We start from the raw sequence: 14,263 nt of genomic DNA on the forward strand, positions 1-14,263 counted from the left end.
GAGGTATACCGTAATGGAGAGAGCGTTAAAGACAAGAATGGCAGAGCAATAACATATAGTAATACTAACCAACCTGGAACCAATGGTTTCAAATATGTTTTCTGATAAGCTAAGATGAAAAAAAATGTATATTGGATGCTTATTTTAGTCTGCTTGTTTGCTTGTTCAAACAGGCAGACTAATAAAAAGATGTCATCCCCCAAATTTTATATAGAGAAGATTTGGGCAAAGGATTCACCATCATACTCTAAATTCGAAATTTTGCAAGAAATAGCAGAATGGGGAAATGGTAGGCGACTCTTGAGTGGAAAACAGAGATATAAAGAAGTGACACCAACCGATTTAAAATATGGAGATTCACTTCTTGTAGATTTCTTGAGTGATAAATATTTAATAGATAAAGTTGTTAACAACAATGATATTCTAGAATTATATTTTCGACAATATTTTTGTTATGAAAGCAACAAGGATACAATGCTCTTAGTTAATTTATATGCCTACAAGACAAAAAAATATGATGTGCATACCACAGCAGTATTTGCAAGTAACCCTCGTAAAACAGTTATAAATCCATTAAAAGGAAATAATAAATTTTATATGCTTGTATTGATTAATCTTTCACATAAAGCAGTAGATTTTTATACGCATGTTGAGTGAAATCATAAGAGGCACCAAAACCACACTCCCTGCCAACGCCAAGGGGCAACGCATGTGGTACACCTACCACTATGAGCCGGTGATGAACATGTATGTCTCCCGCATTGATGATGCCTTTGGCTACAGCAGCGAGGCTGGCAACTTCGACTACCGCTATGGCATGGCTTTGCGCCGTACAGACCTCAACCGACTCAACTATGAGACCGACCTCGACAACCTTGGACGCATCAAGGCGGTTCGTGGTCCTAACGAATTAGCAACAGGAGTGCCGTACATCATTGCCTTTGACTATCAGCCTAAGGCTACTTTCGGTACCAATGGTATCACTGCACCGGCATACGCAGTGACCAAACATTACGACATTCAGCCCCCAAACGATGATATGGAGACCGTAACCTTCGTGGATGGTTTCGGACGTCTGACGGCAATCAACTACCCCGACTATCCAGAAAACAACGTGAAGTACCATTATGGTGGTATCAACTCATCCTACAACCGCATTGGAAGGCTTCTGGCCTCGAGAACACTGCACACACAACAACATACATTAAATGATGGACATGAAAAAACTACTATTACTACTGGCGCTCACAGCGTGGATGACAAGCACCGAAGCCCAAGAAACGTACACCACCGTAAAGAACATCGGATACGTTGCAGCCAACGACCCGTCGGTCTACCGCAAGGAACGCTGCAAGCTGGACGTGTATTACCCCCAGACGAAGAAAGGATTCAAAACCATCGTGTGGTTTCACGGCGGCGGATTGGAGGGCGGCGACGTAACCTTCGCAACGAACTGAAGAACGCCGGATTTGCCGTGGTGGCCGCAACCTACCGTCTTTTCCCCCGAGCAAAGAATCCGGAATACACGCAAGACGCGGCTGCTGCGGTGGCATGGACGTTTAAACACATTGCCGAATATGGGGGCGATCCCAACCAAATCTATGTCGGAGGTCACTCGGCAGGCGGCTATCTCACGCTGATGCTGGCACTGGACAAGCGATACCTTGAGGCCGAAGGCATCGATGCCGACCGCGTGAAAGGCTATTTTCCCGTGAGCGGACAGTGCGCCACGCACTACACCATTCGCAAAGAGCGCAAGATATCGTTCACCCTGCCCATTGTAGACGATTATGCCCCACTCAACCATGCACGCAAACTGCACACCCAGCTGGTACTCATCACCGGTGACAGAAAGCTGGAACAGATGTCCCGATATGAGGAAAACCTGTACCTTAAATCGGTGCTCGAGGGCGTAGGCAACCCCTTCATCCCCATTCACGAGCTGAGCGGCTTCGATCATGGCAGCGTGCTGGCACCCGCTTGCGAGCTTATCAAGGGCTACATGCGCAAGTAATCAGCTCCGCAACCCGCTCGCTGAGCATCAGATCAGTTTTTCCACATGCTTCACGATTAGTGCTCCCACCACCATGCGGGCGGGCTTGTTGCCGGCACCGTTGTAACTGTTCCTCAGACGTTTGTTGTATTCCCTCTCTATCCTGTCCCAGGGAAAGTGGTCGGTCAGCTTGACCCAACGGTTGGATTTGCTCAATCCCGAAAGTGACTCCTGAAATTCAAACAGGTCGTGACTGCGATTTTGTGATTAGTATTTCACCTCGATTCTTGAATGTTTTAACATCCAAAGGTAGTCATTTTGGACGAATTGACCAAATTTTATACAACATAAATAGTTTAGTTTCAGATAGTTAATGTTAATTAGTGTTTGTTGAATAAATTATATTCGTTAGATATACAATAAATTATATCGTTTTATCTTTGGTTGTTTAACATAAAATTTGCACCTTTACAATGTTAAATTATAAGTGAGATGAAGTATACTTCACATTTGAAACAGTTATCGGTCGATATGTTCCGTTCATCTTTTGATGAGCTGGACAATAATAATCGCTGGGTAGAATTAGGCGATCTTCTTCCTTGGGCAGAACTGGAAAAGGTATACAACTCCAGACTTGATAATGAAGTTAAAGGTGCAGGCAACAAGTCTGCCCGCATGATTATCGGCGCATGTATCATCAAGCACAAGTTTTCCCTTTCTGACAAGGAGACAATCACTTTGTCAAGAACGTGATGAAGTTCCTCAGGGAACTTTGTCTTGCCCTTTTCGAAATTAAGCTCAACTTATGGACAAATGCCATTGCAAAGTTTAGAGTCCGCTGTTTTGTAGTCATGGCAATTTATTAATTAAGCGAACACTAATTAATACAGTAAGTCTAATTGTTTTTTAATACTATTATGACAGATGCAGAGGAAAAATACAAAGCTTCAGTTGAAAAATCTCAACAAGAAGCACATGAAGAAACCATGTGGGGAAAACCTGCTCGTGATATAGTCACCGGCATTGGTAACAATGGCGGCATACACCCCGTACGTGCTATATGGGAACTTGTGCAAAATGCACGTGATGTTGTAGCAGATGGCAAACGTGCTAAAATTATGTTTATTCGTAAAGTAGACTCATTAGTTTTTCAGCACGATGGCATTCCATTTACACACAAAACAATAGAGGCTCTTATTCTTCAAACTAGTTCAAAGCAGAGCATAAACAACGTGCAAGTAGGCCAATATGGCACAGGATTTCTTACTACTCATATGTTCGGTTTAAGGTTTAGATTGAGTGCCCCTCTAAAAACATCAGAAGATTTTCCAAGATACTTTAAAATCCCAAATTTTGAAATTGATCGTTCTGCAACAGATCCCGAAAGGATGAAGAAAGATTTGCATAGTCAATGGGAAACAACACAAGATTGGGGCAAGAATTATAATGAAACAACCGAACAACCTTGCGAACACACTACATTCAGCTATCTTTATGAAAGCGAACAAGCCAAGTTGAATGCAAAGTCGGCCTTTGAACAAGCACCTGACATGGTTCCATTTGTCTTGACTCTGAACAGGAATATAGAAAGCATTTCTTTTCTTGACGAAATAAATCAACAAGAGACTATATTTGAGTGTCGCAAATCAGAAATGGATTATGTAGAGAATTTGACAGATGGAATAATATACAAGTATACTGTGCACCGTACAAGAAAGTCTAAGGTTGAAGGTGTAGAGGATAAAGATTTGTATATTTACAGCATCTGTAGCAATGATCATACAGAAGATGAACCTAAGAGACCTAAAGTACATATCATATTACCTCTTATACAAAATAATGATGGCAGTTTAAGAGTTGTTGAATTCAAGCATAATCTGCCACAAATCTACATTTACCTACCACTTCTTGGTACAGAAAAATGGGGTTTCAACTATATTGTACATTCGTCACTATTCACATGCGACAAGGATAGTCGTGACAGTTTACGTCTTGTAGGAAATGGTCAGAATAATGACGATCAAGCTGAAAGCAATCGTAAAATCATTGCACTTGCCAATAAGTTAATCAATCAATTTATTGACCAAAAAGCATTGACATTGCAGGATGCTAAATATTTGGTCCGCTCTGCTTTTCCAACCAACCAAGCAGACCAAAAATTGGGAAACTATTACAATGAGTTGCAGACTAATTGGGTTAAGAAATATGAAACACTAATGATTGCAGAAGATAGCAATAATAATAAAATTGCTATTAATATTATTAAAGTGCTCGATCCTAAATTATGTGATGCTTGTAAAAAGGATGATAATTTGCTTAACGCAATATACGACATGTTTACAAAGTCGAATACTTGGAGGGTATCCAAAAAGTCGGACATGATTTATTGGAGTGAAACCATTAATCGTTGGTATTGTGATGCAGAGGGTAATCCGCATACATTGACAATAACAGATATAGCAAACAGAATTCAGGAATTAGCGATAGAAGAAAAAGACCTATCTTGGCTTCATGAGATATGTCTTTATATTGTAAATAGCCAGCAGAACACTCTGTTGGATAAATACGCTCTTATACCGAATGAAGAGAGACAATTACAAAAAAAAGCTTCAATGCTGCATCCTGTTGAGTTATCTCCAATAGTAAAGAACGTTTTGAATTTGATGGTTCCTGAAAAGACAAAACTTTTTGTTAATAATGTCTTCTACGATCTGTTAGAAGATATAACATATGATTATCCTAATGTCAAGACAGACATTTCTACTTTTACAAATAATCACAACACTGCTCAAAATGCTGCACGCAACGAAATGAAGTTATGTAAGAAGAACGACATTGATAACCCTAACCAACATGCTTTTATTGCCAAGAATTACGAAGACAAAAAGTTAAGCGATGAATTAGTAAAGGCAATGTTGGTTATATTCAAATCTTTGCTTTATGAAGAAAGTGAAAGCAAACCTGCCGAACTTTACAATTTGCTTACAGAGTATTATGGTTTTAACACGTGCGAACAAATTGACAGATTAAGCAAAGAGTATGGACTTGATGCCCGTACATTCTATAATACGCTTACTTACGATTGTCTTTTCAAATTTTCGTTAGAAGAAGATAAGTCTACAAAAGCTGAGTGGAATAAGAGATTAGTGTCACTTATATATAATATATCAGATTCTCGCAGTTTATTGAATTATTACCAGATATATCAAGACCAGCAAGGTGTATTCAAATACGCAGAATGGATAAAGAAACAGTCTGATACAGTACCAAACAGAGTTCTCGATATCTACGATATCATTATAAGAGAAGTAACTAAAGATGATACTTCCAATAGCATAAAGAAAAGCTTGCTCGCTAAAGACTACAACGATTGTTTTGTGGGAACAGCCATTCTGGATGGTATGAATGAATGTTCCCAAATTGCAGGTGAATTAGAGAAAAAAGGTTATTCTTTATCGAACTATGAGCACGAAAATTTAATTGTTGAGATTATAGAAAACTTCACTTCTGGTTCTGAAACAGACAAGTGGAAAAAGCTTTTTGCCGACATAGATGCACACAAAGGTCAACTTATGTTCTCTGTCATTCAAAGTCAAACAAAGAAGAACAGTATCTTCAAAATTATGAAGATAGAAGACGAAAAACGGTTGAAAGCAATTGCGGAACTTGCCAATGATCCCAGGATGGAGGAAATTATTGAGGCTGGTAGAAAGGCTGTAGCACAATTTGATTACGAAAAACGTCACGTTTGCTTTATTCGCGATTTGGGTAATTACGTAGAACAAATATTATTGCAGCAACTCCAAGGAGCTGTAAACAGCGAACGTTTAAAGGTCGAGGTTACTGATCAACAAGGTGGTCAAGACTATAAGGTTTTACTTGACAATAAGGTTGTTTATTATATTGAGGTGAAATCCAGATGGACGACAAGCGACTCTGTTGAAATGAGTTCTTTACAATTCAAGACGTCTGTTGCTGAAAAAGAACACTATTCGCTATGTTACGTTGACATGACATGGAAGAACATTGGAGATGTTAGTGAACGTGAATATGATGATTTAGATACTTGTATCAGCCATACAAAAGTACTCAACGATATTGGCAAACGCAACGAATGGTGCATTGATAGCGTTCAAAATGACGATAGTCGCACTCATATAGGTGGAGGTTATAGTCTTATTGTTCCTCAGAAACTATTCAACCAAGAGAATGCAACAGATTTCAATGGCTTGGTAGACCATATAAAGCAAGCCATTGAAAAAGTGATGAACCAAAACTAATATAATTTATCTGATAGGGTTGGTAGTGTATGTAGAATCGTGACACAGTTCTGCTTACACTACCAACTACCACGTTGATATGATGGGATTACTATTCATCGTCTTCGTCATATAATAGATTACCTTCAAAATTAAGCATCTCGTGTTGTACTCCGTGTTTCTGGACATACATAGTCGTCCCTTGAAAAGGAATTAACTTATTGATTATCAGTAAAATTATTGTTTTTTAGCTTACATGCTTCTACAAAGTTTAGCGGACAGTAATAATTGCGAACACCCAATTTCTCTCGGATGGCTTTCTTTACAATACAAACTATCTTCTTTAGTTCACCATACCTATTACAATTAGATAAGTTTGCTGGTAATTCTTCTTTAGGGCATCCTAGCCTTTCTGCCATAATATCTGCATTAGTAACCCATCGGAGACTCATCAGCCACAGATAGGTGATTATTGCAAATCCTGCTTTATAGCTCTCGCCATCAAAGAGATTCTTGCGATTTGTCATTATTCTATAATTCGAGGATTTAACCACGATTCCTCTGGCTTAGCGACAAGTCTTGCATCTTGATATACTTCGTCCAATCCCAGAATTGTTTCAGGAGTATAGAGCCTCTCGTCTGCATGTGGAGTAAGGACTAAAGCGAAGTCTGGCTGAGAAGTATAAGAAGTTTCTAAATATATTGGCATAAGAAGCTGAATACGCTGTCTCGTTGGGTAATACATCGGTATGATAAACTTATAATTTCTTTGTGCAATTTTTTTTGCAAATTCTATTGCGTTATCCATTTTTTGACCAAGGTCGTCAGCCTCAAGATCCTTATATTTATCAGGGAAGCGTTCAATTCTTTGTTCTATAATATGCTCATATTTTAAAACGTTGCGGTCAATATCCCATTCACAATGGAACACAATTTCATTTATGTCCTCAAAGAACTTAGGTGGCAATGGCTCGCAATTTTCAAAGCCGAGTTTGCGAAGAGACAATATCGATGGGCACATCTCTAGATTGCATATTATCTCTCGTCCTCCTAACAGTTGAACATCACCCATGATGTTCAAGTCATGACCAAACTTATCAATAAGGTTTGTATTAAACAAAGCTCTACTTCTGTCCTTGTTGTAAAGTATTTTGCTATCCCATCCATATGTCTCTTTTTCATAATACAACCTATCTAATTCGAACTCAAGATAAGATTTCAAAATGGGATATTTAAAATTTGGGTCTTTTCTATTCTTGTATTCCCAAGGTTCTTCAATAGTCATGCTTCCTAACTTTTCAAGAAAGGAATTGCAAACGTCAATTGCAGCAAAAGCCATTCTACCCACAAAAAACTGCTCTCTGTTCTTTCTTGAACTCTCGAAAGATTCTTCTGGTCCCCAGTCTATACCTTCAAAACCATTTTTTATGTTCTTAGTTAACCATCCATACAAAATCTGTCCATCATGATTTTTGAGAGTTGTTTTGAATCTAATAAATTTTGCGGTTTTGTCATCAACAACTGTTCCATCAGAAAATTTGTTATATCCTGCACCATTTAAATACTCAATGCTATTGACGACAAAGATGTCTTCAATATTATTAATTGTACGATCTGCAATGTCACGAAGGTTAGACAAACTTTTTTCATTTATTGTCCCGAGTGATTCCGGAGTTTTTGCAATTTCCCATTTTACCCCCATGAAATTCTCTGTTGTTTTTTCTCTTTGAAACACACCATAAATGTAATCACCGATATTGCTCTTTTGACCTAATTGAAATTTTAAGATGAGAGCATTTTCTCTTGCACATGGATTTCCATGTTGATCAGAGTACTCTATCTTGCATAGCTCTGATTCTATGAAGTCGTTAATGTCTTTTAAATGGATTTTCTTTCCTATAATTTTTGACAATACGGAAATGCAATTTTCTCCTCTTTTATTAGGTTTGAGATTTTTTACATATCCCAATTTCATTATGCCAGTTTTTCCTGCTGTATTCATAATCTAGAAGTTTTGATTTACTAATAATTCTCGTATGTTAACCTTTAGCAGTTCTGAAATCTTTGCCAGCGTCTGCAAATCGGGTTGCGTAGTGTTTGTGCACCACTTGGAAACCGTTACGGGATCCTTACCTAATTGACCGGCAAGCCAAATGCCTGTTTTGCCTGCATCAGCCAATGCTCCTTTAATTCTATTCAGATTTTTCATGCAAATTTATTAATGCTTGATGCAAATTTACTAAATTATATTGTAATCAAATAAAATGCCATGAAAAATCTTATTAATCATAGGTTTATTTAGTGTTTGCTGAATAAATTATATTCGTTTGATATACAATAAATTATATTATTTTGTCTTTGGTTGTTTAACATAAAATTCGTACCTTTATAGTGTTAAATCATAAGTGAGATGAAGTATACTTCACATTTGAAACAGTTATCGGTCGATATGTTCCGTTCATCCTTTGATGAGCTGGACAAGAATAATCGCTGGGTAAAATTAGGCGATCTTCTTCCATGGACAGAACTGGAAAAGGTATACAACTCTAGACTTGACAATGAAGTTAAAGGTGCAGGTAACAAGCCTGCCCGCATGATTATCGGTGCATGTATTATCAAGCATAAGTTTTCTCTTTCTGACGAGGATACAATCTCAATGATTCAGGCGAACCCATACATGCAGTATCTGTGTGGTCTGTCAGAGTTCACCGACAAGCCGCTTTTCGATCCTTCCCTGTTTACAACTATTCGTAAGCGTATCACGATTGAAGAGATTAATAAACTTACCATTGAGCTTCTCAACAAAGAGCTTACGACCAAGGAGGCACGCAAGGTAGAAGAACAGAAACAAAAATTCCCAGCAGCTGGAGATGTTTGATGAGAAGAACATCAATGCAAAAAACGATTCGGATACCTTCCCGCTACTATTCTTGCAGACAAAATCTACATGAACCGTACAAACAGTAGGATTCTCAAAAAATATGAGATAAAGACTTACTGCAAACCATTAGGTCGACCGCCAAAGGAACCCGGAAGTCCCGAATATCTCAAGAAGATGGCCAAGGCCGTCGGAGAACGAAACGAAGTTGAATGCTCTTTCGGCACAGGCAAGAGAGTCTATCGAGCCAATAACATCAGAGCCAAGTTTCCAAAAACAGCAGAATGCTGGACAGCAATGTGCTACTTTGTCAAGAACGTGATGAAGTTCCTCAAGGAACTTTGTCTTGCCCTTTTCGAAATTAAGCTCAATTTATGGACAAATGCCACTGCAAAGTTTAGAGTCCGCTGCTTTGCAGCCATGGCAATTTATTAATTCAGCAGGCCCTAATTAGTAAAAAAACGTCTGGCACTAATCTTTGTCAGAGGTTATGATTTGGCCCAACTCCTGATAGAACGTCTCCACCTCGCCCAAATAAGTTTTCAATATCTTCCCATCGGGACCTATCAGCACCTTATAAGGATAGCCTTTCACCCTATATGCGGTCTCGACCTTCGCATCGCCGTCTCTCACCTGCGGCCACGGCAACTGGTATTTCTCCAAAGCCTGTTTCCATTTTTCGGCTTTGTCGTTGCAATCGATGCCCACAAACTCAATGCGGTCGCCGTATTGGGCATAGCATTCTTTCATTTTGGGAAATCCCTTGATGCACCATGTGCACCATGAGCCCCAGAAGTCCAGCAGCACATATTTACCCCGCAGGGAACTGAGCGTGAGCGTATCGCCCTGCGGCGTGGGGAGGGAAAAATCGGGGGCCATTGCGCCTACTTTAGCCGTATCGGCTACTTCTTTCCGAGCTTTCCTCATCATGGCCATCCGCTCGAAGGCTTCCTGCCACATATCCAAATATCCTTTGAAACGACCGTTGCGCACTGCGGGACTAAGCTTCCGTATGACCGGAAGCACACGATCCATATTCACGTCAAGCACCAAAGTCGCCGTGGCGTCCTCGTCGGGATGCTGTACGATGTACTCCTCGACCACAGAGTGCATGCGCCGATTGATGTCACGGTTGGCGGCTTTGCGTATGCTGTCGAGCCGAACGGCATTGTCACCGGCAGCCACTCCAGCCTCATACTCTTTTTTGGCGATGTCAAATTCCTTGTGGAAAGGCCTTCCCACGTCCATCACTTTGGCGTACTGCTGATAGAACGCGCTGCCCGAAGTGCGGACGCTGTACTCGTCGATGAAATCTCCTTCAATGTTGACAAATTCGTCGGGGACAAAGAAAAAGTAGATGACCTTTTTGGGACTGGATTTCAACCGAAGACTCCCTTGGTAGGCCTTGTCTATAGAAAGCGAAAAATTGAAATGGCCGTTGTTGACGGGCGTAGCAAAATTGATGATTTTCTTGTCCGGATTTCGCTCTACATACTCCACGAGGATGGAGTCGTTTGCAACGTCGGTCAGTGCGCCGCTCATCGTAAAATTGCTCTGTGCCGAGGCCCCTGACGAATACAGCCACGTTGCCACCGACAAAATAAAGAATTTCAATTTACATGCTCTTTTCATCTTATTGGGATTTAAAGTTGTTTTCCAATGTTTCGGCAAGCAGCCTCATTCACGACAAAACTCAGTAAAATAGTTGATTTGTCAAAGTGTTTTCGTTCTGCTTCTTTCATGTTTTAACACCCAAAGGTAGTCATTTTTGGAGAATTATACCAATATTACGATATATATATCAAAAAGGTAGATTCAACTTCAAAATGCTTCTCATCCCGCACGCAAGAGATGGCAAGTTGGGCATCTGGCATTATGTACGCAACTACCTGAAATCCAACATGTTGGCAAAAACACCAAAACCGCCTTTCAATAGCATGGAGATTGGAGGACAAAGGCATGAAGATTGGCGGGTAAAGTCAACGGGTTTAGCGGGTAAAGGCATGGAGATTGAAATCCATCGCCCTTGCACTGGATGATGGCGGAAGCGGAAGGGAGCGGAGCATCTGATGGCATGCTTGGCCTGGAAGTGACAAATATTCGGCAGGGCAAAGCATAATTCATGAATTTTTTACTAACTTTGCAAACAGATGGCTCGAGCCGGAAAGGCAGCTGGCAACGGCCCACAACAACGATTTTGAGACAGTGAAATTCAGCGAAGTAATCGGACAGGAAGACGCTCAGGCGCGCCTTTTACAGCTGGTGCGCGAGAACCGTGTGCCCCATGCCATCATGCTTTGCGGTCCGTACGGCAGTGGCAAGTTGGCCTTGGCGCTGGCTTTTGCCTCCTATTTGCTGGGCGAACGCAACGAAGAGGGGCAATCGGTGCTGAACAACGACCACGCCGTGACCAATGCCGAGGCCATGCTGCGCAACTGGGAGCATCCCGATTTGCACTTCACCTTCCCCGTGATTCGCCCAACAGGCACCTCGTCTGACCACAAGATGGTGAGCGACGACTTTGGCCGGGAATGGCGAACGCTGCTCAAAGAGGGCGCTTATTTCAGCATGGATCAATGGCTCGACCGCATGAAGGCCACCACGCAGCAAGCCCAAATATTTGAGGCCGAGAGCGATGAGCTGACCCGCAAGCTGAGCTTGAAATCGAGTCAGGGCAGCTACAAAATCTCCCTCATCTGGCTGCCCGAGCGCATGAACCAGGTTTGTGCCAACAAACTGCTCAAGCTACTGGAAGAGCCGCCCCTGCAAACCCTATTCATCCTGGTGTGCGAGGAGCCCGAAAAACTGCTCGAGACCATCCGAAGTCGCGTGCAACGCATCGACGTGAGGCGCATTGACGACCAGGCCATTGAGCAGGCATTGGTAGAAAAACGCGGACTGGAAACCGACATGGCGCACCGCATAGCACGCACGGCTAACGGCAACTGGCTGAAAGCACTGGAGACGCTGGATGCAGACAACGAGAACAGACAGTTTTTGGAAACGTTCAAACAACTGATGCGACTGGCGTACATGCGCAACGTGAAGGAACTGAAGAAATGGACTGAGGGCGTTGCCGGCTACGGACGAGAGAAGCAGCGGCGCATGCTGGACTACTTCAGCAGAATGGTTCGCGAAAACTTTATGTACAACTTTCGCCTGCCCGAGCTGAACTACATGACGATGGAAGAGGAGGATTTTGCCAAGAACTTCGCCCGATTCATCAACGAAGCCAACGTCATGGAGATTGAAGAACTGTTCGCCTCGGCACGAAGAGACATCGGGCAAAACGCCAATGCAAAGATTGTTTTCTTCAACATGGCGTTGGAAATGATTGTTCTGCTCATCAAAAAATAACAATATATACAAGAATGTCGTCCACGAGAAGGCACACCGCCGACAACCGTGACAGCGGCATTCTTCCACTCAACTTTTACACAATGGATTACAAAAATATGAAATTCAAGATAGCCAACGGGTGTGACAGAGGCCTTTGCCGCCACTCGTGTGGCCGCCAAGACAAGCAGTTGAACACCTATGACTGGCTGGCCGACATCCCAGGAAACAACCTGACGACCGACTTGGTGGAGGTTCAGTTCAAGAATACCCGAAAGGGATATTTCCACAACGTGAACGGGTTGGACCTGAAAAAGGGCGACATCGTGGCCGTAGAAGCCAGTCCGGGACACGACATTGGCGTGGTGACGCTCACCGGAAGCCTGGTGAAGCTGCAAATCAAGAAGGCCAATTTGAGGTCGCAAGATGAGATTAAACGCATCTACCGCATCGCCAAAGAGGTGGACATGGAGAAATACAGGGAGGCGAAGGCTCGCGAACACGACACCATGATACAGAGTAGAAAAATTGCGAAGGATCTTGGTTTGCAAATGAAGATAGGCGACGTGGAGTATCAGGGCGACGGCAACAAGGCCATCTTCTACTATATCGCCGACGAACGCGTAGACTTCAGGCAGCTCATCAAAGTGCTGGCCGAAACCTTCCACGTACGCATTGAGATGAAACAGATTGGTGCCCGGCAGGAAGCAGGGCGCATTGGCGGCACCGGACCCTGTGGGCGAGAGCTTTGCTGTGCCACCTGGATGAAGAATTTCGTATCGGTTAGCACCAATTCAGCACGCATCCAAGACATCTCGTTGAACCCACAAAAGTTGGCCGGAATGTGCGCCAAACTGAAATGCTGCCTCAACTATGAGGCCGACGACTATCTGGAAGCCAGCCGAAAACTGCCCAGCAGGGAGATTGTATTGCACACGGTGGACAAGGATTATTATCATTTCAAGGCAGACATCCTCACAGGGATGGTGACCTACTCTACCGAAAAAAACGCTGCCGTGGACCTCGAGACGATTGATATCCAACGCATCCAGGAAATCATTGAGATGAACAAACGGGGCGAAAAGCCAGCTTCGCTCTTGAATGATGGGCAGAAGAAAGAAGAACACAAGCCTAAAGACTTGCTTGCCGGTGCTGACATCAGTAGGTTTGACAAAAACAAAAACCGAAAGAAAAGGCCCAACACAGAGGCTTCAGAAGGTAATGCAAAACGGGGAAACAATAACAATCGGCGCAGAAATAACCAAAACCGCAGGCCGAGAACGGCCCGAAAAGACAATCAAGAACGTCAGGCAGATAATTGATAGGACATGAGAAAGTTGGGGGTAGCACTCATCCTTTGCATCCTTTTTGCAGCTTGCAACGAAAAAAAAGTGTATGACACCTTTCGTCATACACCGCTTGCAGGCTGGGAAAAGAATGACAGTTTGGCGTTTGATGTGCCCAAGTTGAAAGCCTCGGGACACTACCAATCGGCGTTGGCCCTGCGAATCAACAACGATTATCCCTTCATGGGACTCACGCTCATCGTTGAGCAAACCGTTCATCCGGCGCATATCAAACACGTCGACACGCTCAATTGCACACTCATTGGTGCCAATGGGGTGCCCAAGGGACAAGGAATTGGCTACTATCAATATGCGTTTGACATCACTTCAATGGACTTACACGAAGGTGATTCGCTGCACATCAGCGTGCGTCATGACATGAAAAGAGAGATTTTACCAGGCATCAGCAACGTGGGAGTGAGCCTGACGAAACGGTAAAGGGTTTGGGGTT

Annotated in this window: 13 protein-coding genes and 1 pseudogene; 9 read left to right on the forward strand and 5 right to left on the reverse strand. The window is 42.4% G+C overall.

The annotated features are described in order from the left end of the window. Window positions 1–114: 114 nt before the first annotated feature. Together NQ518_RS06825 and NQ518_RS06830 are read left to right on the forward strand one after the other, a co-directional pair. Window positions 115–657, forward strand: a complete 543-nt coding sequence (locus tag NQ518_RS06825) for a hypothetical protein (protein ID WP_227208539.1) — start codon at window positions 115–117, stop codon at window positions 655–657. Window positions 658–1,217: 560 nt separating this feature from the next. After that, window positions 1,218–2,014: pseudogene (locus NQ518_RS06830) on the forward strand (alpha/beta hydrolase). A 27-nt stretch (window positions 2,015–2,041) separates the two neighbouring features. On the opposite strand, the gene NQ518_RS06835 reads toward NQ518_RS06830, so the two are convergent. Next, the gene (locus NQ518_RS06835) at window positions 2,042–2,209 is read right to left on the reverse strand and encodes a hypothetical protein (RefSeq protein WP_227208538.1); all 168 of its coding nucleotides are present in this window, start codon (window positions 2,207–2,209) and stop codon (window positions 2,042–2,044) included. 276 nt (window positions 2,210–2,485) lie between these two features. Between NQ518_RS06835 and NQ518_RS06840 the strand changes: the two genes are divergently transcribed. Beyond that, window positions 2,486–2,746, forward strand: coding sequence for a hypothetical protein (locus NQ518_RS06840; RefSeq protein ID WP_227208536.1), 261 nt, complete (start codon window positions 2,486–2,488; stop codon window positions 2,744–2,746). Window positions 2,747–2,910: 164 nt separating this feature from the next. Beyond that, the gene (locus tag NQ518_RS06845; protein WP_227960323.1) at window positions 2,911–6,273 is read left to right on the forward strand and encodes a sacsin N-terminal ATP-binding-like domain-containing protein; all 3,363 of its coding nucleotides are present in this window, start codon (window positions 2,911–2,913) and stop codon (window positions 6,271–6,273) included. 197 nt (window positions 6,274–6,470) lie between these two features. On the opposite strand, the gene NQ518_RS06850 is transcribed toward NQ518_RS06845, so the two are convergent. From NQ518_RS06850 to NQ518_RS06860, 3 genes are read right to left on the reverse strand one after another with little or no spacing between them, the layout of a single operon-like run. After that, window positions 6,471–6,779 (reverse strand): hypothetical protein, encoded by a 309-nt coding sequence (locus tag NQ518_RS06850; protein WP_309565916.1) that lies wholly within the window; start codon window positions 6,777–6,779, stop codon window positions 6,471–6,473. Then, window positions 6,779–8,254 (reverse strand): DUF3825 domain-containing protein, encoded by a 1,476-nt coding sequence (locus NQ518_RS06855; protein WP_227205453.1) that lies wholly within the window; start codon window positions 8,252–8,254, stop codon window positions 6,779–6,781. The genes NQ518_RS06850 and NQ518_RS06855 overlap by 1 nt, the downstream gene beginning before the upstream one ends. Window positions 8,255–8,257: 3 nt before the next feature. Then, window positions 8,258–8,461, reverse strand: coding sequence for a helix-turn-helix domain-containing protein (locus NQ518_RS06860; RefSeq protein ID WP_227205450.1), 204 nt, complete (start codon window positions 8,459–8,461; stop codon window positions 8,258–8,260). A 201-nt stretch (window positions 8,462–8,662) separates the two neighbouring features. On the opposite strand from NQ518_RS06860, the gene NQ518_RS06865 reads away from it, so the two are divergent. Both NQ518_RS06865 and NQ518_RS06870 read left to right on the forward strand, forming a co-directional pair. After that, window positions 8,663–9,130 carry a transposase gene (locus NQ518_RS06865; protein WP_227205448.1) on the forward strand — a complete coding sequence of 156 codons (468 nt, stop codon included), beginning with the start codon at window positions 8,663–8,665 and terminating at the stop codon, window positions 9,128–9,130. A 63-nt stretch (window positions 9,131–9,193) separates the two neighbouring features. Continuing rightward, entirely contained in the window at window positions 9,194–9,565 is a 372-nt protein-coding gene (locus NQ518_RS06870; protein WP_374211147.1) for a transposase, read from the forward strand. Window positions 9,566–9,601: 36 nt separating this feature from the next. On the opposite strand, the gene NQ518_RS06875 is transcribed toward NQ518_RS06870, so the two are convergent. Continuing rightward, the gene (locus NQ518_RS06875; protein ID WP_227960320.1) at window positions 9,602–10,762 is read right to left on the reverse strand and encodes a TlpA disulfide reductase family protein; all 1,161 of its coding nucleotides are present in this window, start codon (window positions 10,760–10,762) and stop codon (window positions 9,602–9,604) included. Between the two features lie 573 nt (window positions 10,763–11,335). Between NQ518_RS06875 and NQ518_RS06880 the strand changes: the two genes are divergently transcribed. The 3 genes from NQ518_RS06880 to NQ518_RS06890 all read left to right on the forward strand — a co-directional run bounded on the left by NQ518_RS06880 (window position 11,336) and on the right by NQ518_RS06890 (window position 14,250). Then, on the forward strand, window positions 11,336–12,487 hold the full coding sequence (locus tag NQ518_RS06880) for a DNA polymerase III subunit (protein ID WP_227960318.1): 1,152 nt from the start codon (window positions 11,336–11,338) through the stop codon (window positions 12,485–12,487). An 83-nt stretch (window positions 12,488–12,570) separates the two neighbouring features. Further along, window positions 12,571–13,788, forward strand: coding sequence for a PSP1 domain-containing protein (locus NQ518_RS06885; protein WP_227962406.1), 1,218 nt, complete (start codon window positions 12,571–12,573; stop codon window positions 13,786–13,788). 6 nt (window positions 13,789–13,794) lie between these two features. After that, window positions 13,795–14,250 (forward strand): gliding motility lipoprotein GldH, encoded by a 456-nt coding sequence (locus tag NQ518_RS06890; protein ID WP_227205444.1) that lies wholly within the window; start codon window positions 13,795–13,797, stop codon window positions 14,248–14,250. Window positions 14,251–14,263 lie beyond the last annotated feature (13 nt).

Origin of the sequence: Hoylesella buccalis ATCC 35310, assembly GCF_025151385.1 — a bacterium.
GTDB lineage: Bacteria > Bacteroidota > Bacteroidia > Bacteroidales > Bacteroidaceae > Prevotella > Prevotella buccalis.

Coding starts and splice junctions, on each gene's coding strand:
- NQ518_RS06825 (WP_227208539.1), top strand. CDS start 115: ATGAAAAAAAATGTATATTGGATGCTTATTTTAGTCTGCTTGTTTGCT.
- NQ518_RS06840 (WP_227208536.1), top strand. CDS start 2,486: ATGAAGTATACTTCACATTTGAAACAGTTATCGGTCGATATGTTCCGT.
- NQ518_RS06845 (WP_227960323.1), top strand. CDS start 2,911: ATGACAGATGCAGAGGAAAAATACAAAGCTTCAGTTGAAAAATCTCAA.
- NQ518_RS06850 (WP_309565916.1), bottom strand. CDS start 6,779: ATGACAAATCGCAAGAATCTCTTTGATGGCGAGAGCTATAAAGCAGGA.
- NQ518_RS06855 (WP_227205453.1), bottom strand. CDS start 8,254: ATGAATACAGCAGGAAAAACTGGCATAATGAAATTGGGATATGTAAAA.
- NQ518_RS06860 (WP_227205450.1), bottom strand. CDS start 8,461: ATGAAAAATCTGAATAGAATTAAAGGAGCATTGGCTGATGCAGGCAAA.
- NQ518_RS06865 (WP_227205448.1), top strand. CDS start 8,663: ATGAAGTATACTTCACATTTGAAACAGTTATCGGTCGATATGTTCCGT.
- NQ518_RS06875 (WP_227960320.1), bottom strand. CDS start 10,762: ATGAAAAGAGCATGTAAATTGAAATTCTTTATTTTGTCGGTGGCAACG.
- NQ518_RS06885 (WP_227962406.1), top strand. CDS start 12,571: ATGGATTACAAAAATATGAAATTCAAGATAGCCAACGGGTGTGACAGA.
- NQ518_RS06890 (WP_227205444.1), top strand. CDS start 13,795: ATGAGAAAGTTGGGGGTAGCACTCATCCTTTGCATCCTTTTTGCAGCT.